Here is a 21794-nt window from a genome sequence, read left to right as displayed (position 1 = left end):
TCCTTGATACAAAAAGTCAGTTTAGCTGTCGTTATCTAGTTTAGCCGGTTCGGAGTAACTGGCCAGTTGCGAAAAATCGCTTATTTCTTCGACACAACGCTGCAACGTTTCGAACGTCATCCAGGCGTCGGGTACATGCCAGTAACCGATCGGGAAGAACGGTTTCGTACGGTATCGCTCCGAGATTGCGGCGACGGTATCCGAGGCCTGATCGCGTTGGCCGTGGATTGCCTGGGCGATCGCGTACGCCGGTTTCCAGAAGTGCGGCATGGCGTCCTGATCCAGGTCGCGCTGCATCAACCTGCAGCCGGTTGCGGTATCGCCGGAGCGGATCAGCAGCCAGCCGATGGCGCAGTACCAACTGTGCTTTCCCGGCAGTTCGGTGTACGCGGCGTCGATCTCAGCCTCGGCCTTCGCGGCATCGCCTCGCGCGGCGGCGAGGCAGCCGGCGAATACCTGTCCCCAGATCCAGGTGCGGTCGCGCGTTTCATCTTCGCGCAGGCAATCGGCAAAAAACGCGGTGCCTTTGCCTTTCAGGTAGCCGATCCAACCCATCCAGCCGAAACGATCGGTCATGCTCTCGTCGGCTTTGTAGGCCTCTTCGACCGCGGTGCGTGCGTTTGCCCAGTCCTCAAGGTGGGCGAGGGCGAAACCGACGTCGGCGATGCCGGTGGCACCGGTGCGACCCTGCTCGATGTCTTCCTGCATCAACTGCAATGCGGTGGGCCAATCGCCACGTTCGGCCTTGAACCATCCCAGTTGGATGTTGCCGTCGCGCAACGCGGCACAAGCTTGGTAGGCAGCCGCGATTTCGGCGCGCGACTGCGGCATATTGGCATCGGACGCCTTGCCCAGAGCAATAGCGCGGATGTAGGAACCGGCAGCCGTCAGGCGGCCTTCGCTTTCATCGAGTGCAATCAGCGTGGCGGCATCATCGAACTGCTCGAACAGGTAGACCTGGCTGGCGTAGTAGGTGGCCAGGCCTTGCGCTTGCGGAAACTCGCGGTAGATCGAACGCAGCTCGGCAGCGATTCTTTCGGTATCACCGGCATCGCCGGTCGGTTTGGGTATCGCGCGCAGCCGTTGCAACAGGTCGACGTTCAGCAACGTCGGGCTGAACTCGGCCTCTTCCAGGGTCTGCGGCAACTCGTACTGCAGACAATCGGCGAGGCCGATACTGTCATCGCGTTGTCTGGCCGCCAGCATGGTGTTGATGCACAGCAGCGCCTTCTGCTGCGCATTGGGACTCATGCGTTGCAGTTGTATCGCCAGCAGGTCGATGAAGCGCTCGAGATGGGTGTTGGCACGTCCGATCTCTGCGCAACGCAGACCGCGCAAGGTCTCGTAGTAGTCGTTGTAGAACACGCACTCGCTGCCCAGAATCACGCCGCTGTATCCTCGAGATAGGTCGTGCCCTGGATATGAGCGCCGTCGCGACTTGCATTGATGAAGCGAATAGCGGAATTGCGCCCGATGTAATGCTCCAGCCCGAGTCGGTAACCGTTGAAGCTGGTCATCGTTGGAATGCGTTTACCGTGACCGTCCATCGCCGATGCGCCGGCCTGTGATGCGGCGGCATAGAAATCGGCTGGCGCCTCGGTGTTCGCGTGGATCTTACCGCCGGGGAAACCGAAATCCGCACCGAACAGGTAAATGGTTTGCGCACCGATCTTTGCCGCGAGGTCGACCGCAGGATGCGACACCGATCCTGCGACGAACAGCTCGCCCTTGGGGAAGCGCGCTTTCACGTCGTGATAGATCGACTCGAAGGTATAGCTGGTGAGCCGTCTGCCCGGCCACAGCTTGAGGATGTCGTTGTGTACCAGCGGCGTATACACCAGCCGTGCGTCACGGCATGGTTCGAGATCGATCTGAAAGTAGCGCAGGATTGTTTCGCGGTTGTCGTCGACACTGACCACGATGTCCGGCGTGATGCCTTCATCGAGCAGGGGTTTCAGTGCACCGTCCACGGCGATCACCATGCCCTCGGTGCGATGTCGCTTGATCCAGCCGGCGGTTTTGGCGAGCGTCGGGCCCGCAATGGCGACAAATGCCGTGCTGCCGGGTTGGGTGTCGAACAGTTCCTGCACGTCGCCGTCTTGTTCAACGAAGGTGAGATTCTGTTCGATCTGGCGCTTGCGCAACGGCTCGAGCTGGCGGTGGCGTTCACGCTCGAAAGGCAGGATCAGTTCGCTGACGAGCATATCGTGCAGCTTGGCGTTGTCGGGTGTGCTCAGCTTCAGGCACGGCGGTATGACGGCGAACGGCAGCAGGACCTTGTTTTGCGTCGCGCCATCGACCAGGGTCACACGTGAATCCTGCAGCCAGCCACGATGATCGAGGCAGTGCAGCAGAACATGCAACACGCCGGTGTTCAATACGATCACATATAGTGTCTTGAGCTGCGGTCGTTGCAGCAGTTCGCGGATCAGGTCGGCACCACCGATACCGTAGACCGCGGCATGCTCGCTGTCTTGCGGGATCATGCCGGCCTGCATCTGTGCTTCGGCGTCGGAGTCGTAGGCGCTCCACAGCCGTGCGCCGGCGATGACCAGGGTGGGGTGGTTACCCGTCTCGTCCCACTGCATGTCTTGCGGCGGCGGCGAGGCCAGAATCTTTTCCGCGAGCTGTGGCCAACGACTGCGGAGGAGGGCGATGTTTTCCGCGGCGATATCGCTCATATCGGTCGCGACTTCAGGCCAGCAATGTGCGTGAAAGCTGAATGGGATTCGTGCATCTTGAGCGGAGCATAGTGCCTGCGTTGCCCGACGCCAAGTGAAAGGACTTGTTTGAGGTGGCTGGACGACGGCCCGAAAGCCGCCGCCCACCCTTTGGCGAAAAGTTGCGTGAGGTCAACCGTACCGGCCCGTCGCAACAGGCCGGTTCTTACCTCATGCTTATCCCAACAGTTGCAGAACGTTCTGCGGGATCTGGTTGGCTTGTGCCAGCATGGCCGTACCTGCCTGCTGCAGAATCTGCGCACGCGTCAGGTTGGCCGTTTCTGCGGCAAAGTCTGCATCGCGGACGCGTGAGCGCGCGGCGCTCTGGTTCTCGACCACGTTGGCGATGTTGCGGATTGTCGATTCCAATCGGTTCTGCGTGGCACCGATATCGGCGCGTGCCGATGAAATGGTATCGAGGTCGGCATCGATCTTGGCGAGTGCGCCGGTCGCACCGCCTGCCGTGGTGATCGTATCGGCCAGTGACGTCAGGCTGGTGATGTCGGCCAGCGTGATAGAGATCTGGTTGTCTGTAGCGTCTTTGAAGCCGACCTGCAGGGTGATCGTGGCGCCGCCGTTCAATACATCGGTGCCGTTGAATTCAGTCGACGTGGTGATTCGCGAGATCTCTGCAGACAATGCCACGAATTCCTGGTTCAGCGATGCCTTGTCGGTGGTGTTGACCGTGCCGTTCGCCGCTTGTACCGCGAGTTCGCGCATACGCTGCAGGGCGTTGGTGATCTCGTCCATTGCGCCTTCCGTGGTCTGCAGCATCGAGATGCCGTCGTTGGCGTTGCGCATCGCCTGCTCCAAGCCGCGAACCTGCGACGTGATGCGTTCGGCGATAGCCAGGCCGGCAGCGTCGTCCTTGGCGCGGTTGATGCGCAATCCGGAAGACAGGCGTTCGACCGACGTCATCAGGCTGGACTGCGAGTTGTTCAATGCGCGCTGCGAGTTCAGCGACATCATGTTGGTATTAATCACTTGTGGCATGTTGCATTCCTCATTGCCAAATTTAGTTTGATTCGGCGCAGGCTCTTGTCGGTTCTTGCCATCAGCGCGCTGTTAGTGAATCAGCAAAATAGATGCCAGGTTGAAAGATGCCTTGTTTTACGGCGTATTCTTGCAACCGGGCACGAAAAAGCCCGCAATGGGTGTCTTTGCGGGCTGATTCGGCGTACCTGGCATTGTGTGCTTCGCTCAGTGTGGCAAGCCTTTGCCGTTGTCGGCTGCCGGCCGGACGGCAGGGCTTTGCCGCATCAACGGGCTTCGAATACGACACCGCCGCGAATCTGCTGCAGGGGTTTCTGCAGGCCAACGCGGGTATGGGCATTGATGATGATCGGCGCCATCAGGTTCGCGGTAATACCGCGCTGCGGCTGCTCGGGATTATCGGAGATCGTGACCAGCATCAGAATGTCTTCAGGGGTTTCGATCGCCAGCGTATCGGCTTCGTCATCGGTGAGCTCGATGCGGTAGTCGATGTTGCAGGCCTCGGCCGGCACCATCGGGAAACGGATGTAGGGGTCTTCGGTCGATTGAAGGTAATAAACCGTCGACGCGCCTTCTTCGTGGAACAGCTTGAAGACGTGCAGGTCTTCAAAACCGGCGAGGCCTTCCGGGAAGTTCAGCAGGCTCGCCTTGTCGACGACCTGTTTGCCATACAGGGTTTCGATCTCGACATACTCGTCGTGCGCGTGTTGTACCGCATTGCTCATAGCCATTTCGATATGCTCCTTTGCATACAGTCGTTCGATGGACGGCAGGTACGAACAGGGCTTGCACGATCTTGCCGACACAATCCAGGTGCCGAGAGTTTTGCATGATGTGTGCCATGTGAATCGGCAACGCGAGGCGGGGTGCGGCGCTTGGTCGTTGCATCCATATAAATAGAGGAATTTAGCGAATTGAAGCCGAGCGTCGTCTTGCCGATAGCCATTCGACGCTGCGGCAACACGCGGCAACAGAGCGGCTTTCAGGCGGCAAAGATTTGCCGAATTGGGGATTCCAAGTATTAAAGAAAGCTGATCTAGCGCCGTTAAGCAGCGTGAAAGCGGTAAATGCAGGGATGGGCCCAGCATATCCGCTCACGATAAGTGACTGGTTCGCCTTTTTATAAGGCCGTGCCGGTTGCTAGGAGCTTACAAAATGGCACAGGTAATCAATACCAACGTATTCTCTCTGAACTCTCAGCGTTCCCTGATGAACTCGCAAGCGAGCATGAAGACCTCTCTCGAGCGTCTTTCTTCAGGTCTCCGTATCAACCACGCTAAAGACGACGCTGCCGGCCTTGCAATCGCCGAGCGTATGACCTCTCAGATCCGCGGCCTCAGCCAGGCCATGCGTAACGTCAACGACGGTGTCTCGATGATCCAGACCGCTGACGGCGCGATGGAAGAGATCTCGAACTCGCTGCAGCGTATGCGTGAACTCGCCGTTCAGGCCTCTACCGGTACCGTCAACACCACCGACAAGGGCTCGCTGAACTCTGAATATGCGGCTCTGGCTGCATCGATCGGTGAGATCACCTCGCGTACCAGCTTCAACAACGTGACCCTGCTGGACGGCGCCTCGATCACCGTACAGAGCGGTTACAAGAGTGGCGAGACCACCGCAGTGAACCTGACCGACGTCAGCTCGCTGACCGCCCTGAGTGACGACATCAGCACCGGTGCATCGGCTGCGATCACCAAGCTGGACGCTGACCTCGACACCATCTCGTCGGCCCGCGCTACCGCTGGTGCCGCGCAGAGCCGTCTGGAAAGCACCTCGCGCAACCTGGCGAACATCGTCGAGAACGTGAGTGCTGCCCGTTCGGGTATCCGTGACGCCGATTTTGCCGCAGAAACGGCAAACCTGACGCGTACGCAGATCCTGCAGCAGGCCGGTGCAGCCATGTTGGCCCAGGCCAACCAGCTGCCGCAGAACGTCCTGTCGCTGCTGCGTTAAGCGGGTTGAGGCTGTTGCCTCCTGATCCGGGTGTCTGACACCCGGATCGCCCGGAGGCAGCCGGCGGTGGACGTGAAGCAAGGCGTCTGACCGTCGAGCGATGTCGGGTCATAAAGGCTCTGCCTAGCCCGGCAATTGATCGCTCAACGGTTTGGCCGTTCGCCGAAACCGCCCCCAGCGTGAGGGGTAGAACAATGATCAATGACATTGGGACAATCAAGGCAGTGGCACCCGCTGCTGTGCCGTCCGAATCCACCAAGCCGGTGGAGCGTGTCGCACCTGTCGGTGGAACCCGGAAAGAGGATCCTGCTGAGCGAGGCGAAAAGGCAAAAGAAGCTGCCGAGAGCCTCGACCAGGTCGTCTCCGAGCTCAACACTCTGGCACACGATCTGCATCGTGAACTGCGTTTCTCTGTCGACAACGAAAGCGGCGAGACCGTCGTCAAGGTCGTGGACAGTGCAACCGAAGAGGTCGTGCGGCAGATTCCGAGCGAAGAAGTGGTTCGCCTGCGCAAGCGACTTGCAGAAGCGGCAGGGGTGATTTTTCAAGGCTCTGCCTGAGTTTAGCAACGATTCCTTCCGTAACCGGAAGGTGGAGAAAGGACGATGGCAATCACCGCAGCGGGCGTAGGCTCAGGGCTGGATATCGAGAACATCGTGACCCAGCTGATGTCGCTCGAGCGTCGGCCCATCGACACCTTGGAGAGCAAGATTTCCGACACACGTGCGGAAATCTCGGCGTACGGCAACCTCAAGAGCGTGTTGTCGACGTTCCAGGACAAAATGAAGGAACTAAGTTCCTTTGATGCATTCCGCAAATTTACGTCCGTTTCGTCCGACGAGGATGTGCTCACCGCATCCACGACGTCCAGCGCCGCTTCTGGCAGCTACAGCATCGACGTCACCCGCCTGGCACAGAATCACAAGCTGGGTTCCAACGAATCTCTCGACACCGCGACCTTCGGTGGCGGCGCCGGCGATGCGCTGACGCTGACCGTTGCCGGCAATTCGACGACGGTCGACCTGTCGTCGGCCAAGACCTTGTCGCAGGTACGCGATGCAATCAATTCTGCGTCCGACAACCCGGGCGTGCAGGCGACCATCCTCAATACCGGGGGTGGCAACCAGCGCCTGATCCTGACCGCCAGTGAGTCGGGCTACGACAATCGCGTCGAGCTTTCTTACGGTGGCTCAATCGGTGCCGGCACCTTCGGTTTCGCCACGGCCAACAAGGACGCGCTCGGCGCGACCCTGACGGACCTGACTGAGCTCGATGCCGCGTTCAGCGTTGACGGATACGCGTTGACCGCGTCGAGTAACAACGTCAGTGACGCGATCGACGGCATCACCTTCGAACTCAAAGGCATCGGTTCATCCACGCTCACCCTCGAGCGCGACACGGAATCGATCGAGGCATCGGCCAAGGCCTTTGTCGATGCCTACAACGAGGTCATCAATACGGTCGGCGATATTCGCGGCGATGGTCTGTCGAGCAGCTCGGTGCTGACCGGCGTGGCACGCGCGATGCGCTCGGTACTCAACACGGCACCGGCAGGATTGACCACGGCATTCGGCAGCCTGTCGGAACTGGGTATCACGACCAACGCCAAGACCGGCGAGCTCGAATTCAACAGCGACGATTTCAACGATGCGCTGAATGCCGACTTTGCCGGTGTCGCCGAATTGTTCGCCCACGACGACCAGGGCTTTGCGTTTCGTATGGAGTCGATGATGGACTACTACCTCGATGGCGACGGGCCGGTCGAGGGGCGGGTAGACAGTCTTAACGACCGGATTCGCAGCATGGAGAACCGGGTCGACACGCTCGAGGGTCGCATGATCCTCAAGGAACAGGCGTTGCGATCGCAGTACGCCGCGCTCGACAGTTTAATCGGTACTTTACAATCCACCGGTAACTTCTTGACCTCCAGTCTGTCTTCGGGCTCGTCGTAAGTTTCGCGCCCGATTGTGATCGGAAATCCCTCAATTTCCGCGGTCCGCGGCCGTTAGGTAGGGTGTTGGCAAACCATCCCGGAAACAGCACGAATGAGCTACGGCAAGAAGCGTTCAGGAATCGAACAATACGGCAAGGTCGCTGCGGAGTCTGAAGTCGCGTACGCGAGCCCGCACCGCCTTGTACAGATGCTGATGGAGGGCGCACTCGACAAGATTGCGACCGCCAAAGGCTGTATCGAGCGAAAGGATCTCGAAGGCAAGAGCCGCCACATCACCTGGGCCATGTCGATCGTCAACGGTCTGCGTAGCAGCCTCGACATGGAAAGCGGCGGTGAGATCGCCGCCAATCTCGACGACCTCTACACCTACATCAGCCGCCGCTTGGTCGATGCCTCGGTGCAGAACGATCCGCAGCCGCTGGCCGAAAGCATCGACCTGCTGCTCGAGATCAAAGGCGCATGGGACGCGATGCCCGAAGACGTACGTCAGATGCGCGGCAGTAAGTTGTCTGCCGATCAGGCGGCGACCTGATCGATGAGCGTTTCGCGTCACCAACTTCTCGACGACGCCTTGGCGATGAGCCGGCGTATGGCGCAGGCCGGCGAGCAGGGTGACTGGGATCAGGTCATTGCACTTGAGCCCGAGCGGCGCTCGCTGCTCGAAAAGGCCTTTGCCACCCACGCGCCGGTCGACGAACTGGTGGCTGAGCGGGTGCGTACCATACTGGAACTGGACAAGAGCCTGATGGAGCGCAGCATCGAGGCACGCGAGGCGATCGCGGTCGAGCTGAGTCAATCCAACAAGGCACGCAAGGCGAACAACGCCTACCAGGCAGCCGGGCGCTAAGCGCGCCTGCAACGTCTCTACCTGCGATCGCAGGTCAGCGTTTCAGAATCAGTTCGATGACGGCCTTGCTGCCGAAATACGCCAGCATCAGCACGGCAAAGCCAACCAGTGTCCAGCGGATCGCGGTGCGTCCGCGCCAGCCGAAACGATAGCGTCCCCACAACAACACGGCGAAGGCGAACCAGGCGACGATCGACAGTACGGTCTTGTGTACCAGGTGCTGGGCGAACATGTCTTCGAGGTAGACGAAGCCGGTGACCAGGCTGACGCTGAGCAGCACGAAGCCGAGGCTGATCATCTCGAACAGCAGTGACTCCATGGTCTGCAACGGCGGCAGTGCGCGGATGAAGCCGCCAGGGTGGTGGCGGCGCAGGTGGTTGTCCTGCACCGCGAGCAGAATGGCCTGCACGCTGGCCAGCGTCAGCAGGCTGTAGGCCAGCATCGAGGTCAGCACGTGCACCCGCAGGTCCCAGCCGACGTGCTCGCCGAGCAGGTGATTGCCGTGAAAACGCAGATCGAGCAGCACCGTGATTGCGGCAATCGGCAGGGCGACGATCGCCAGGTTCTCGACCGGCTTGCTCAGTGCCGAGACCAGCAGCAGGCCGGCCACCGTCCATGCCGCCAGCGATACGGCGTTGAAGAAGCTCAGGTTGAGCCCGCCGCTGGTGAACAGCTCCTGGTACAGCAGGATGGCGTGCAGCAGCAGCGCGGCAAACCCCAGGCCGATGCCCAGGCCGCGTGGCGGACGCCACGCGCCTTCGGCGCCGAACAGTCGCAGGCCGGTACTCAGGCCGCCAATGAAATACAACACCGCGGCGGGGAAGGCGATCAGGTTAATGTTCATTCGAGCGCAAATCATGGCATAACGCTTCGTGCCCTGCATCCGTATAATGTTGACGCCATCAGGGATTCAACCCGCCATAGATCAAGATCATGTTTGCCAGTCTCTCGGACCGCTTGAGCGGTGTACTGCAGAAAGTCCGCGGCCAGGGCCGCATCAGTGAAGACAACATCAAGGACACCTTGCGCGAAGTGCGCATGGCGTTGTTGGAGGCCGATGTTGCATTGCCGGTCGTCAAGACATTTGTCGACCAGGTGCGCGAGAAGGCGCTCGGCGAAGAGGTGCTGCGCAGCCTGACGCCGGGTCAGGTGCTGGTCAAGATCGTCAACGATGAACTTGTCCATGTCATGGGCGAGGCCAACGAGCAGCTCAACCTGGCCGCACAGCCGCCGGCGGTGATCCTGATGGCCGGCCTGCAGGGCTCGGGTAAGACGACCAGCGTCGGCAAGCTGGCCCGGCTGCTCAAAGAGCGCGACAAGAAGAAGGTCATGGTGGTCAGCGCCGACGTGTACCGTCCGGCCGCTATCGACCAGCTGCAGACGCTGGCCGGTGAGGTCGATGCCGAGTTCTTTCCGTCGACTGCCGATCAAAAACCGTTGGCGATTGCACGCTCGGCGATCTCGGCGGCGCGCAAGGGTTACTTCGATGTGCTGATCGTCGATACCGCCGGCCGCCTGCACATCGACCAGGACATGATGTCCGAGATCCAGGAGTTGCACGGCGAACTAAAACCGGTCGAGACCCTGTTCGTGGTCGATGCGATGACCGGTCAGGATGCGGCCAATACCGCCAAGGCGTTCAACGACGCACTGCCGCTGACCGGCGTGATCCTGACCAAGACCGACGGTGACGCACGCGGCGGCGCGGCGCTGTCGATCCGCCAGATCACCGGCAAGCCGATCAAGTTCCTCGGTGTCGGCGAGAAGACCACGGCGCTCGAACCGTTCCACCCCGACCGTGTCGCCTCGCGCATCCTGGGCATGGGCGACGTGTTGTCGCTGGTCGAGGAAGTCACCGCTAAGGTTGACCAGGATAAGGCCGCTAAGCTGGCGAAGAAGATTACCAAGGGCGAAGGATTCACCCTGGTGGACTTCAAAGAACAGATGGAGCAGATGGCCAACATGGGGGGCATGGCCGGGCTGCTGGACAAGCTGCCGGGCATGAACCAGGTGCCCGACGCGGTCAAGGCCCAGGTCGGCGACAAAGAGGTCAAGAAACTGATCGCGATCGTCAACTCGATGACCCCGCAGGAACGCGCCTTTCCGGCCGTGATCAAGGGGTCGCGCAAGAAACGCATCGCGGCCGGTTCCGGCACCCAGGTGCAGGACGTGAACAAGCTGCTCAAACAGTTCACGCAGATGCAGAAGATGATGAAAAAGATGAAAGGCGGCGGCCTGGCGAAAATGATGCGCGGCATGAAAGGGAAGATGCCGGGCGGGTTCCCGGGTGGTGGCATGCCGCCTGGGGGTGGAGGATTCCCTTTTTAAGCAATGGCATGCAGGCTTGGTCGAATAATCATTGGCTTGGTGTGTTGTGCGGGTCTGTCCCTGCCGGTTGCGGCACAGGCCCCATGCGACGCGCTGATCGAGCAAAACCACGCCCAGCTCGAGGCGATGCAGCGCTATGCCGAGTCGTTCCAGCAGAGTCTTGAGGAACTGAGTGCCGCGCTGGCGCAGGCCGACCGGCGCAATGCCGAACAGACCGCGCTGATCGAACGCCTCGAGGCCGAACTGCGCAAGCTGCGCGCGCGTGATCCGACGGAGCACGACCGCCAGCGCCGTGAGTTCTTCGTCGCGCTACGCCGCGAGCTGCCGTTGTCGACGCTCTACGAGGTATCGCCCGACCGGCTCATCATCGCCAGCGATCCGGTGTTCATTTTCGGCAAGGGCGAACTCGGTGCCGAGGGGCAGGAGCGCCTGAGCCCCCTGATGCAGACCTTTCGCAGCCTGGTAGAGCAGTTGCCCAAGTCTTTTCCCTGGCGCATCCGGGTCGAAGGCCACAGCGACAGCCGGCCGCTGCGCACCAATCCCAAGTTCGACAACAACTGGGAGCTGTCGGTGGCGCGCTCGGTCAGCATGCTGCAATTCATGGTCGAGCAGGGATTCCCTGAAGACCGTCTGTCGGCGGTTGGCCTGGCAGATACGCATCTGCGCGACCCGGGCGACAGCAAGGCCGCCCATCGGCGCAATCGGCGTATCGAGGTCCACCTGATCTACGAGCCGTTCCCGGCCGCCGAATAACCGTCAATCGGGCTTGGGATCGGCCGCGGCCAACAGGCGGGTGACCAGCGCGCGGCTGTCGTCGTGCGCGTCGAGCCGCTCGGCCGGCGTCCAGCTCATGTCATTTTCCAACCGGTACGAACCGCGGAACGGTTTGGGTGGTTTGCCGCCCCAATCCGTGGGCGAGAGCATTGAGAACGCGAGGCTGCCGTCGGCCTCTTCGTAAAGGTGGTAGATGTGACCGGGGATGCGGCGGAAAGCGCACCGCGCGTGGTGCAGGCGCTGGTCATCGCGTGCCTGTTCGAGGATATCGCGCGCCTGTGCCTGCAGGGCCTTGACCTGATCGGCGATCACCTGCAGCTGGGCGCCGAGGCGGTTGGAGACCATCTGATCCGCCTGATCGATCTCGCGCGCCAGGTCGACCAGGCCGAAACTCGGCGCCAGTCGGCTCACGGGATAGGGCGCGCTGTGGTCGGCCCCCTGGTGAATCGTCGGCTTTTTCGGATCGTCGCCGTCGGCGCTCATCCGTCACCCCGGCAAAACCCTGATTTTCGGACAATTAGAGTCTTCACAACGCGCAATTTTTCAGTAGAATACGCCGTTTCTCTCGGGGCCGCCCTGCGGAACCGGGCTAACAGACGTTGAATTAAGGCTAACAGAAAATGGTATCGATTCGTCTTTCAAGATCGGGTGCGAAAAAGCGTCCTTTCTATCATCTCGTCGCCGCTGACTCGCGCCGTGCGCGTGGCGGTCGTTATATCGAGCGTCTGGGTTTCTACAACCCGGTTGCCGTCGAGGGTGAAGAAGGTCTGCGCATCGATCTGAGCCGCGTTGATCATTGGGTATCGGTCGGTGCCCAACTGAGCGATCGCGCGCGGAAGCTGGTCGACAGCTACCGTCAGACCGCGCAGGGCTGATCAGCCGGAAGATTCTTTCCGTGCCGGCCCGCTTGGGAGTGTTCCCGTGAGCGACGAGGTCAGCAGGGAAAATGGGATGCGAACCGAGGGTGACGAGCAGCGCTTCGTCACCCTCGGTCGCGTTTCCGGGGCACATGGCATCCAGGGCTGGATCAAGGTTCATTCCGATACCAGCCCGCGCGAGAACATCGTGGAGTACTCGCCTTGGTATCTCGAGCGCAACGGTGTGCGCAGCAAGGTCAAGGTGAAGGCCGGGCGCCGGCAGGGCAAGGCGATGGTCGCCAAGCTCGAAGGCTGCAACGATCGCGACGCGGCCGAGGCATTGACCGGTGCCGATATCCGGGTGCTGCGTTCGCAGCTGCCGGAGACGGATAGTCCGGGCGAATATTACTGGGCCGATCTCGTGGGCCTGACGGTGGTCACCGTCGACGGCCAGGAGCTGGGAACCATCGACCAGCTGTTCGAGACCGGGTCGAACGACGTCATCGTCGTAAAAGGGGATCGGGAACGCCTGGTGCCCTACATCTGGGAGCAGGTGGTGAAGGATGTCGATCTCGACGCCGGCGTGATGCGGGTGGACTGGGATCCGGATTTTTAGGGGCGGGGCGATGCGTTTCGACGTGGTCAGCCTGTTTCCCGAGATGTTCGACGCCTTGCGCGTAGGCGTCACCGGCCGCGCTCTCGAGCGTGGTCTGGCCGAGATGGTGTTGTGGAATCCGCGGGATTACACGCACGATCTGCATCGCACGGTCGATGATCGACCCTACGGCGGTGGGCCGGGCATGGTGATGATGGTCGAACCGTTGCGCGCGGCGCTGGCCGAGGCCAAGACTGCAGCGCCGGACAGCAAGGTGGTCTACCTGAGTCCGCAGGGTCGACGGTTTGACCAGGCGACGGCCAGATCGCTGGCGGACGAGCCCGGCCTGGTGTTGTTGGCGGGCCGTTACGAGGGCATCGACGAACGCCTGATCGAGGCATACGTCGATGATGAGGTCTCGATCGGCGACTACGTGTTGTCCGGTGGCGAGTTGCCGGCGATGGTGTTGATGGATGCGGTGATCCGCTTGTTGCCCGGTGCGCTGGGTCATGCCGATTCCGCCGAGCAGGATTCGTATGTGGATGGCCTGTTGGATTGTCCGCATTACACGCGCCCCGAGGAGATCGAAGGGCGAACGGTGCCGGAGGTGTTGAAATCCGGTAACCACGAACTGATTCGTCGCTGGCGTTTGCAGCAGTCCCTAGGCCGGACGTGGCTGCGCAGGCCCGACCTTCTCGAAGGTCGAGAGCTCAACAGCGAAGAACGTGAATTACTTGACGAATTTATCCGTGCCCAGGCGGGCACCTGAGGTATAGGAGCACAGCGGCGATGAGCAATATCATCCAGGAACTCGAAAAAGAACAGATGGGCAAAGAACTGCCGGATTTCGGTCCTGGCGATACCGTGATTGTGCAGGTAGAGGTCGTTGAAGGTCAGCGCAAGCGCCTGCAGGCCTTCGAAGGTGTCTGCATCGCCAAGCGCAACCGCGGCCTGAACTCTTCGTTCACCGTGCGCAAGATTTCGCACGGCGAAGGCGTCGAGCGTGTCTTCCAGTCGTACAGCCCGAGCGTTGCCGAAGTGCAGGTCAAGCGTCGTGGCGACGTCCGCCGCGCCAAGCTGTACTACCTGCGCGGCCTGACCGGCAAGGCAGCCCGTATCAAGGAAAAGATCAAGTCCGCTTCCTGATCTTTACCGCTCGCTGGTTCGAAAAAGCCGTTGCGTTCGCGCAACGGCTTTTTTGTTGGTTCGCTTACAGGGACCGGCGCTTCATTGCGTTGTGAAACAGCATGCCGTCGTTAGTTGACTCGTCGTAGCCGTGGCATTGCTTTCTTTCAGCATGGGCCGAGACTGAGAGCCGATCCAATGGCCTGGAGTATCGCGTTGACGATTTCGACCGTTACCCTGGCCGAGTTAAACACGATGTCCATCAGAAACAGGAAGACCACGCCCAGGTACCCGAGGTAGCTGAATCCCATGTAGTCGTTGTAGATGATGGTGTAGAACCAGTTCTGGCCGAACAGGTAGAACGATGTCATTACAATGGTTGCGAGCAGCAGCAAGCCGGCAGGTAGCAGCAGATGGCGGCTTGCGGCGGGTTTCACGAAGCTGACCAGCAGCAACACCAGGAACACCGCGGTGTTGGAACCGAGAAAGATGCGCACATCGCTTCTCAGCTTGCCGACGATCTCGACATACTTTCCCCTGACGATGTCGCCCAGTCGCTGCTGTGCCACTTTGAGGTTTGAAATCTTCTCTTTCCATGACGTGGCAATGTTCTGCGCGATGGCCTTCTTTTTCTCGCAGTCGTAACCGCAGGCCGCCGCCAGTACCTGCGCGATTTTCTTCGGTAGTTCCTCATCCAGCCATTGCTGCAGCCGTTGCTCGTCGTAGCCGAGCTTTCCGGCCAGCGCCTTCGCCTTGTCGGCGATGCCCGATTCTTTGCTCGCAAGGTAGCGTTCACGCACCTCTTTATCGATCTGCAATTTGATGAAACCCTTGGCCGACTGCTCGACGGTTTCGGGCGCAGAAAACGTGAGCGCGAGCAACGCGCCGAAGACAATGGCGCCGGTCAGTCCGATTAACTGCAGTATCCTTATCATGGCATTGGACCCGGATGATTGGTTTGCGTGCCCTTCAATCCTTCCTTTCAATCGCCAGTCGTGCTGCCGTCTGTCGCCACCAGCAAACAGACCGGCGCATCTGCGTTCTTTGATGCACTTGCGAAACAGACGGCATTACCCGAGTCGGAAAGGTAGGCGAATTCACCCGTCGTGAAGTAGGGGTTCGGCAATCGGCCGACGATGGATGTCATCGACGGATCGGTGATCGATGCATTGAATAAGGCAATCTTGGCGTCGAGGTCAAAGATTGATTCGACGTACCGGTTCATGGCCGGCCCGGCAATGCCTGCCAGAATCGATCCGCCGTAATTTCGCAACCACGCACGCGGGGGCTCTTCGAATGTCGTGCCACGAACCTTAGCGGCAAAATCGACCGGTGGCACATCGACGAGCGTGAGCGCATCGCGGTAGTAAATGAACCCTGCATTACTCGACATGTTGGGTTTGAAGAACATGCGCCTTACCCAATGCGGCCATTGGGCGGGGAGTGTCGGGTCGTCCGAACCCTGGTCCAATTCGGAATAGAAGCTATGCATGCCGCGCAATTCATGTGCAATTGGCTTTTTCAGACTTTTTTCCGCCGGACTCAGGGGGGCAAGTTGAGCGGTGGTTGTCGCGGATTGGCGTACAAGTACAGATAGCGTGTCGAGGCTTTCGCTGACCAATGTCGTGAAGATCATTTTGGATAGCAGTGTGTCCGCCGTTTCGAGTTTACGTCGCAGCGCATCGATCGTGTCGTGAAGCTCAGCGCCGGCTTGCTCCGCCTGGCCATTGCGAGCTGTCAGTATGGTGTTCAGCATCAACAGTCGATGTCCATGCTTCAGGTGTCGGTAGGCGATGGGTAATTCGTCGTCGAGGCCGGCTTTCTGGAGTGTCGCAAAGTCATTGAGCGCGAGGAACGCGCGATAGCGATCGAGCAGCGTCTTGTTTGATTCGATGACCGTGGCAAACTCATCGGTAGCACCGAATAATTTCGCCTGGCAGCCGTCGTCGCTCGTTCGGCAGAACAGCTCGCCCTCAGGGATTGCAAGGATCTCTGAGGGATCGCTGTCGTGAGGCGACAGTGGATCGACTGAACCGGCCCGCAGGGTGCTGGCAAGCCTTTGTTTGCCCAGTTCGAGTGGATCCTGTGCCGGTGGGGCGTGCAGACCCAGCAGATAGAGATACGCCTGCGACGATGTCTGCGGTTCGGCCATCTGTATGAGGGTCGCCACCTCAGGTTCCAGCGGATCATCGATCTGCAGCAGGACAATGGCCAGCGCGATGCAGATCAACAGAAAGAATACGATTTTGCTTATTTTTCTCAACATGGAATCCTTCCGCCCACATGGCCACATTTTTATACCATGCGATACCGGCTGGGGTCGACGCGAGGCAAGAAGGGGAGCGGTGCAATCAATCGCGTCGTCAGGCGCGGCGTCTTTCTACGTGCTGCCTGAGTATCGAGCAACCCGATGTCGTCAGACGGCGCTCAGGAGCCTTTGGCGAAGGATTGTAGACGTGAGATGCGTGGCGGTTCGTCGCCGATTCTGAACTCGTTATAGATCACGCCGATGTCTTTGGCGATACAGGTTTTGGAAAAGTCCGCGCCCATGTCGAACAGATACATATGGCATTTATAGGTACCGGCCGGTACCTGGATCTCCTCAATGCCTTCATAGCGGATGATGGTCTCGCCGGTGCGCCATGAATCCCCCGGTGTGGCGGGAAACTTGAAGATCAGTGATTCTTGTGCCTTGGGTTGTTCAGGTAGGTCGGTTTCGAAATAGTCGATGGCTTCGACTTGACCACTTTCGCTGTTGCGCACCCAGTAGGTCTCCCCATATTCGATCAGGCGGTACCAAGTTACGCCGGCGTTGGTTCGGATTTCGCTGATGCGGTTGGTCACGCTGTCGTTGGGGTCGCCGCTCGTTTCATAGTGCCACGTATCGCCGACATGCAGATCGAATAAGGCATCGGCATTCGCCGTCATCGGTAACAGTAGTAAGACAAGAGCGGTTCGCGTCATGTTTCACCTGTGATGTGGGGCGCCGCATGGATGATCGGGTTTCAAACAAGAAAGACGACGTGCGGACGCTGGCGAATTGTTCTTGTGGCCGGCCGAGTCGGCGTTGGCGTCGGCGGTCTGCGACAGTCTAGCAGGTGTCTTGCACTACGGCCGCCGTGCGGCGGTTCATTGGGCCGTAACGTTGAAGGGGAGGTTGGCGGTAGCGGCTTTGTGGCTCGCATCGCGCACTGTCACGAACAATCGATAGGCCCCCGCCTTGCCCGGCGCGACGAATTGCGCTCCCGTACTGTCCGCCTGTTGGAATATGACGGGAATCCGCTCTGGCGGTGTTTCTTCGTCTCCACCTTTGCGAAGGTCGGTTGCCTCGGCGAACAGCTGCCAATTGGCGCGCAGCTCGGAGTTGTTCAATGACGCAGCATCGATGCCTGCCGACACCGTGTCTCCGGGCCTGAACTCGTCGGCAGAGATGCCGATGCCGCGGATCGTTGGTGCCTTCATCTCGGGCGGTTGTCCCCAAGCCGTGGCGAGTGCATCGGTCATTTCCGTCATAGTGCCGTCACGCAACAGCAGACCGTGCCAGGTCGCTGTCTGCTCTTGTTTGGCGCCCCATAAAAAGGCGAATACCCCCTTGATCTGGGGTTGGTGTTGCAGGAATCCCAGCGCATCGCGGAAGAAGTCGGCCTTGCTTCTGCTGCTCAGTTCCACCGGTGCGCCCCATGGTTTCTGGCCAGCCTGCCATTGCCCGAGGGGGCCGAGTTCGGTAATGACCACGGGTTTGTCGATACCTGCCGACTGCAGGCGTTCCGGCAGGTTGAATATGGCGCCGCCGTAGACATTGAGCCCCAGCATGTCCACCTGCTTGCAGCAGGCGGCCAACCAGCGGTACTCCTGCGGCCCCGAGTCGGCCACGACCATGATGGTGGGATGGTCGGGGTCTTCGGCCTTGATGGCGGCCGCGATCCGGTCGACCACACCCCAGACAAAGCGCGGGTCGTCGAGACCGGTCTCGACTTCGTTGCCGATGTTCCAGGCCAGCAGCGCGGGATGTTTTTTGTGACGGTTGACGTATGCCACCAGGTCGCGGGTGATCTCGTCGACGACCTGTGGATCGTGCAGATCGGCGCCGTGTCGCGGGTGCGGTATCCACAACCCCATGACGACCTTCAAGCCCAGGCGGTGCGCTTCGTCGAGCACCCAGGTATCGGCCTGTCGATAGACCTTGACGGCGTTGGCACCGGCGGCGGCAAGATCTTCCAACGAGGCCTGATCGGCTTCGAAGGCTGCTCCCATCCATTGTTCGTCCGTACCTGCTGCGTGTGCGCTGGCGATCGTCAGCAGCAGACAGAAAGCGATCGATCGCCAGTGAGGCGCGTTCGTTCGACGAGCATGGTTATGTTGTGGAGACGAAGCGTGTCGTGTGAAAAAGGTTGGCATGATACTGCTCCGGTCGATCGTCGCTTCTGCATCGGTTTTGAAAGGCATCGCCGACCTGCGGGTCAGCGTGGCCGTTCAATCGGGTCAATAGACCACGATCCCGCCGCATCGTTCGTGATGTGGCCGACCAAAACGACGGTGCATGTCGACTTCGAACTATTCGCGCCACCCCTGTCACACTGCGGTTGTCTCAACCGGCAACGTTCACCAGTTGTCAGCGGATGGGGGTAGCGGTCTTTTGGGGCCGTAAAGCAGCAGGGAGAACATCAAGGCCACGATGCCACCCATTGCAGCACCGACGATGCTGCTCCAGAGCAGTTGGCCACCCTCTGCAAAAAAGTGACCTTGGCCGCCAATGACAAAATGGAACAGCGCCATGTTCACCGGTGCGCCGATGACAATACCGCCGACGACCAGGGCGCCTGTCGAGAACCAGTTGTTGGCGAGCAGAAACCGATACAGCGGATAACCGAACAAGATGGTCGCGCCGTAACTGACGGGAGCGCCGATAGCGAACACGACGAACATCAATTTCAACGCCTCAGCAAGGCCGTGAAAGCCGAAACCGCCGGCGAACAACAGGCCGATAAAGAACAGCAGCGGCGCCGCGAGCGGGGCCAGCAGAACCGATAGTTGTGCGCTGCGTGCTGGCATCGGGTTTATGGGCATATTCGGGCTGTGCTCATCTGATGAAAGGAAATTGCTCGTCTTGATCATCGATGTCCCCATCCACGTAGCCGCTTAGCACAAGGCCGATGAGGAAGCCGAAGAAGTTCATCACACCGAGTTCGATGGTAAACCCATCGACCACGGCCCAGACCATCAGAGCGATGCCGAGCGGGCGGAATGTCGGTTTCAGATTGAACCACATGGCTGCCCCGGCAAGGGCAAAGAGAACCGACCAGGCAGAAAGATCGTCAACGCTGGCGATAACGCCGCCCCAGAACACGAAGAATCCAACTAAGCGCGCCACGGCGGAAGTCTCCCGATACGCAGGTCGGCGGGGTAGTGTGATGGTGGCCGGCAATGCGGCGACGTGGTGACCATCGGATTTCCTTATTGTTCGCCGTTCGACAGTAGGCTGGTTTGGCGTGTGTCCATGGAACGAACAATTTACCAGCCCCTGTCGGCACCAACAATCACTGCAGGGTGTTCGAGAACAGGATGACTCTTCGTGTGACCTAGGCGCGATGCGGGCGCGTGAACCAAGTCGAAAGGATCAGCGCGGCGGTCAACGAAGGGAGCGCGAACGCCATCAGCGAATACAGATCGCTGAAAACGGAGCCGGGGTTGCCCAGCACAAAAAGCTGAAGGAACGCGGCCGTCATGCCGCTCGTGCACACCAGTGCGATTGTCGCCATGCGCGCCAGCGTGGTTTGAGTGAGCGCGTGGACAATGCCGGCTGTGATGGCTGGGATGAGCCCAAGCGGATAGGCGAATACCAGTGTGAACAGGGCCAGCTCCTTGAACCGGGATGCATTGATATCTTCGGTGGTCAACGATATCCCAGCGATGACGACCAGCGCACCGATGAAAGGCCCGGTCAGCGCGTACAGAACAATCAGCACCCATGGGCGCCGGTACACGGAGGGTGCCGCGTCACGCTCAACGATACCTTGGTCTGGCTTTTCTGATGAGGTATTCATGGTGTGTGGAAGACGTGCCGATCCTGGTCGTTCAACCTACGGAATGTTGCACCAGCTTCGTCCCGCGGGTGTTCTCAATAGTGCAATCATCGTGGCCAATACGATGGATTCGATAATCGATACATAGAAGGCCGCATTGAACGCAAAGCCGTTGTCCATGATGTCGAATAATTCGAACGCAACGACAACGACAATCAGGACAGCTGGTGTCAGGTGGGCTTTAGCGTCCCGTTGCCTGATCGGATTGAACAACAGCCAGCCGAGTACCAGCGTGAGCGTACATTGAAGCGCAAAGTATTCGATCCCGTCCGAGAAATCTAATCTGGCGAAACCGAGTTCCAGCACGGCCAAGGTTAAGCCCGCCGCACAGAACAATGCGACGAGTGCGTAGCAGGCGATGATTGCCAAGGGTGGGCGAACGTTGTCGACGCTCTCGCTTTGCGGCGGCTTGTAGATTTGATCGAAGTCCATTGTCGAAGGGTTGCCGGGAAACGTTTGATCGATGCAGCACCCATCGACCGACATAAGCCAAGCTTGAATGATCGCCGTCAATACCAGCTTGAATCATCAGGCGCTAGTGTATGTCGCTTGCGGCCATCGGATCGCCATCATGGCGCAGCGTCGGCATCGATGTTCCTCATCCCTTTATCTATTGCGTTCACATCGATGCGATCGGCATCGATGACTTCGAAGCGGTTGTTGCTATCGGAAGGAGCAGACGCAGGCTGCCATGCACCCTGGTTATAACCTTGCCAGCCATGATCGGTACGGAACACGCCTTTCTTGCGTTCCACACCGAGGCCGTCGAGAAACCGCGTGAGCTTTCCGCTCGACCATGGATGTTGCGCGTTCATGACCCAGCCGGCGCGGTAGTAGCCGTCTGCCTGCCCTTCGAGCAGCAACCATTCACTGTCGACTTGCGGAGCATGTTGGTGGTCGTGTTCGTTGGCGGTCTCGACAAGGAACGCGTGGGCCTCGGGAAACGCGGCACGGCGTTCGGATGCGCGCGCCAGGTCGAGCCACTGGGGATCGAATTGGCCGTGGTCGGTGTAGCCGATCTTGCTCTTGGCCGGATCAAGGGTGTTGGCGAAGCCCTCGAATCTCGACTTGTCGACATCGGAATACAGGTCGACCTTGTTGGCGACCAGCACGTCGGCAAGGTGTATCTGGTCCTGAAAGGTCGGATGCTCAATGTGCCGAGCCGAAGCGAGATGGCGTGCGTCGATGATGCAGATCGTGGCGCGTACATCGAGCACCTGTTGATACAGCGGGCCGGTCAGTGTGCTCAGCACCTGCGCTGGGTGGCCGAGGCCGCTCGGTTCGATCAGGATGCGGTCGGGTCTGTGTTGTCGGATCAGGCGGTTTAGACCGGTCGTGAACGCTGGCGCGCTGACGCAACACAGACAGCCGCCGGCGACCTCTTGCACGACCACACCCTCGTCGCCGAGCAGCGCGCCATCGATACCGACATCGCCGAATTCGTTGACCAGCACCGCCCAGCGTTCATTGGCTGGGTGATGGTCGAGCAGATGACGTACCGACGTTGTCTTGCCGACGCCGAGAAACCCGGTGATCAGGTTGACGGGTATCAGCGCCATGCG

Annotated in this window: 26 protein-coding genes; 11 read left to right on the top strand and 15 right to left on the bottom strand. The window is 59.8% G+C overall.

Annotation, left to right across the window (positions count from 1 at the left end; genetic code table 11):
• Positions 1–21: 21 nt before the first annotated feature.
• The 4 genes from B1781_RS16415 to fliW all read right to left on the bottom strand — a co-directional run bounded on the left by B1781_RS16415 (position 22) and on the right by fliW (position 4444).
• Positions 22–1386 (bottom strand): hypothetical protein, encoded by a 1365-nt coding sequence (locus tag B1781_RS16415; RefSeq protein WP_078120691.1) that lies wholly within the window; start codon positions 1384–1386, stop codon positions 22–24.
• Positions 1383–2681: a motility associated factor glycosyltransferase family protein gene (locus B1781_RS16410; RefSeq protein WP_078120690.1), complete on the bottom strand. Its 1299-nt coding sequence runs from the start codon at positions 2679–2681 to the stop codon at positions 1383–1385. Before B1781_RS16410 ends, B1781_RS16415 begins: the two co-directional genes overlap by 4 nt.
• A 216-nt stretch (positions 2682–2897) precedes the next feature.
• Positions 2898–3713: a flagellin N-terminal helical domain-containing protein gene (locus B1781_RS16405; protein ID WP_078120689.1), complete on the bottom strand. Its 816-nt coding sequence runs from the start codon at positions 3711–3713 to the stop codon at positions 2898–2900.
• 266 nt (positions 3714–3979) lie between these two features.
• Entirely contained in the window at positions 3980–4444 is a 465-nt protein-coding gene (gene fliW, locus B1781_RS23250; protein ID WP_164513426.1) for a flagellar assembly protein FliW, read from the bottom strand.
• Between the two features lie 424 nt (positions 4445–4868).
• Between fliW and B1781_RS16395 the strand changes: the two genes are divergently transcribed.
• The 5 genes from B1781_RS16395 (at position 4869) to B1781_RS16375 (ending at position 8470) form a co-directional block, all read left to right on the top strand.
• The gene (locus B1781_RS16395) at positions 4869–5669 is read left to right on the top strand and encodes a flagellin N-terminal helical domain-containing protein (protein WP_078120687.1); all 801 of its coding nucleotides are present in this window, start codon (positions 4869–4871) and stop codon (positions 5667–5669) included.
• A 194-nt stretch (positions 5670–5863) separates the two neighbouring features.
• Positions 5864–6229, top strand: a complete 366-nt coding sequence (locus tag B1781_RS16390; protein WP_078120686.1) for a flagellar protein FlaG — start codon at positions 5864–5866, stop codon at positions 6227–6229.
• Between the two features lie 45 nt (positions 6230–6274).
• Entirely contained in the window at positions 6275–7621 is a 1347-nt protein-coding gene (gene fliD, locus B1781_RS16385) for a flagellar filament capping protein FliD (RefSeq protein ID WP_078120685.1), read from the top strand.
• A gap of 93 nt (positions 7622–7714) precedes the next feature.
• Entirely contained in the window at positions 7715–8155 is a 441-nt protein-coding gene (fliS, locus tag B1781_RS16380) for a flagellar export chaperone FliS (protein ID WP_078120684.1), read from the top strand.
• Between the two features lie 3 nt (positions 8156–8158).
• The gene (locus B1781_RS16375; RefSeq protein WP_078120683.1) at positions 8159–8470 is read left to right on the top strand and encodes a flagellar protein FliT; all 312 of its coding nucleotides are present in this window, start codon (positions 8159–8161) and stop codon (positions 8468–8470) included.
• Positions 8471–8504: 34 nt separating this feature from the next.
• Here the strand turns inward: B1781_RS16375 and B1781_RS16370 are convergent, their stop codons facing one another.
• Positions 8505–9314, bottom strand: a complete 810-nt coding sequence (locus B1781_RS16370; protein ID WP_078120682.1) for a cytochrome C assembly family protein — start codon at positions 9312–9314, stop codon at positions 8505–8507.
• Between the two features lie 89 nt (positions 9315–9403).
• On the opposite strand from B1781_RS16370, the gene ffh reads away from it, so the two are divergent.
• Complete coding sequence (gene ffh / locus B1781_RS16365) at positions 9404–10798, top strand: signal recognition particle protein (protein ID WP_078120681.1); 1395 nt, start codon at positions 9404–9406, stop codon at positions 10796–10798.
• 3 nt (positions 10799–10801) lie between these two features.
• Complete coding sequence (locus B1781_RS16360; protein WP_078120680.1) at positions 10802–11551, top strand: OmpA family protein; 750 nt, start codon at positions 10802–10804, stop codon at positions 11549–11551.
• A gap of 3 nt (positions 11552–11554) precedes the next feature.
• On the opposite strand, the gene B1781_RS16355 is transcribed toward B1781_RS16360, so the two are convergent.
• Positions 11555–12055, bottom strand: a complete 501-nt coding sequence (locus B1781_RS16355) for a DUF2452 domain-containing protein (RefSeq protein ID WP_078120679.1) — start codon at positions 12053–12055, stop codon at positions 11555–11557.
• Between the two features lie 137 nt (positions 12056–12192).
• Here B1781_RS16355 and rpsP point away from each other — a divergent pair, with 137 nt between their 5' ends.
• The 4 genes from rpsP to rplS all read left to right on the top strand — a co-directional run bounded on the left by rpsP (position 12193) and on the right by rplS (position 14170).
• Entirely contained in the window at positions 12193–12447 is a 255-nt protein-coding gene (gene rpsP / locus B1781_RS16350; RefSeq protein WP_078120678.1) for a 30S ribosomal protein S16, read from the top strand.
• Between the two features lie 76 nt (positions 12448–12523).
• Positions 12524–13045, top strand: a complete 522-nt coding sequence (rimM, locus tag B1781_RS16345; protein ID WP_078120677.1) for a ribosome maturation factor RimM — start codon at positions 12524–12526, stop codon at positions 13043–13045.
• 10 nt (positions 13046–13055) lie between these two features.
• On the top strand, positions 13056–13793 hold the full coding sequence (trmD, locus tag B1781_RS16340; RefSeq protein WP_078120676.1) for a tRNA (guanosine(37)-N1)-methyltransferase TrmD: 738 nt from the start codon (positions 13056–13058) through the stop codon (positions 13791–13793).
• Between the two features lie 20 nt (positions 13794–13813).
• On the top strand, positions 13814–14170 hold the full coding sequence (gene rplS, locus B1781_RS16335) for a 50S ribosomal protein L19 (protein WP_078120675.1): 357 nt from the start codon (positions 13814–13816) through the stop codon (positions 14168–14170).
• Between the two features lie 146 nt (positions 14171–14316).
• Here the strand turns inward: rplS and B1781_RS16330 are convergent, their stop codons facing one another.
• From B1781_RS16330 to B1781_RS16290, 9 genes are all read right to left on the bottom strand, one after another.
• Positions 14317–15084: a hypothetical protein gene (locus B1781_RS16330; RefSeq protein ID WP_078120674.1), complete on the bottom strand. Its 768-nt coding sequence runs from the start codon at positions 15082–15084 to the stop codon at positions 14317–14319.
• 47 nt (positions 15085–15131) lie between these two features.
• Entirely contained in the window at positions 15132–16415 is a 1284-nt protein-coding gene (locus B1781_RS16325; RefSeq protein ID WP_125932139.1) for a hypothetical protein, read from the bottom strand.
• A gap of 161 nt (positions 16416–16576) precedes the next feature.
• Positions 16577–17113: a hypothetical protein gene (locus B1781_RS16320; protein WP_125932138.1), complete on the bottom strand. Its 537-nt coding sequence runs from the start codon at positions 17111–17113 to the stop codon at positions 16577–16579.
• Between the two features lie 165 nt (positions 17114–17278).
• On the bottom strand, positions 17279–18403 hold the full coding sequence (locus tag B1781_RS16315; RefSeq protein ID WP_334223757.1) for a glycoside hydrolase 5 family protein: 1125 nt from the start codon (positions 18401–18403) through the stop codon (positions 17279–17281).
• Between the two features lie 348 nt (positions 18404–18751).
• Positions 18752–19264: a hypothetical protein gene (locus tag B1781_RS16310; RefSeq protein WP_125932136.1), complete on the bottom strand. Its 513-nt coding sequence runs from the start codon at positions 19262–19264 to the stop codon at positions 18752–18754.
• Positions 19230–19520 (bottom strand): hypothetical protein, encoded by a 291-nt coding sequence (locus B1781_RS16305; RefSeq protein WP_078120670.1) that lies wholly within the window; start codon positions 19518–19520, stop codon positions 19230–19232. Before B1781_RS16305 ends, B1781_RS16310 begins: the two co-directional genes overlap by 35 nt.
• 208 nt (positions 19521–19728) lie before the next feature.
• The gene (locus B1781_RS16300) at positions 19729–20115 is read right to left on the bottom strand and encodes a hypothetical protein (RefSeq protein WP_125932135.1); all 387 of its coding nucleotides are present in this window, start codon (positions 20113–20115) and stop codon (positions 19729–19731) included.
• Positions 20116–20229: 114 nt separating this feature from the next.
• Positions 20230–20745, bottom strand: a complete 516-nt coding sequence (locus B1781_RS16295; protein WP_125932134.1) for a hypothetical protein — start codon at positions 20743–20745, stop codon at positions 20230–20232.
• 56 nt (positions 20746–20801) lie between these two features.
• Positions 20802–21791, bottom strand: coding sequence for a CobW family GTP-binding protein (locus tag B1781_RS16290; RefSeq protein WP_078120667.1), 990 nt, complete (start codon positions 21789–21791; stop codon positions 20802–20804).
• Positions 21792–21794: the final 3 nt, after the last annotated feature.

This window comes from Thiosocius teredinicola, from assembly GCF_002009425.1.
Lineage (GTDB): Bacteria > Pseudomonadota > Gammaproteobacteria > Chromatiales > Chromatiaceae > Thiosocius > Thiosocius teredinicola.
The sequence above is the reverse complement of the archived record's forward strand: the minus strand, read 5'-3'. Positions and strand labels throughout refer to the sequence as shown.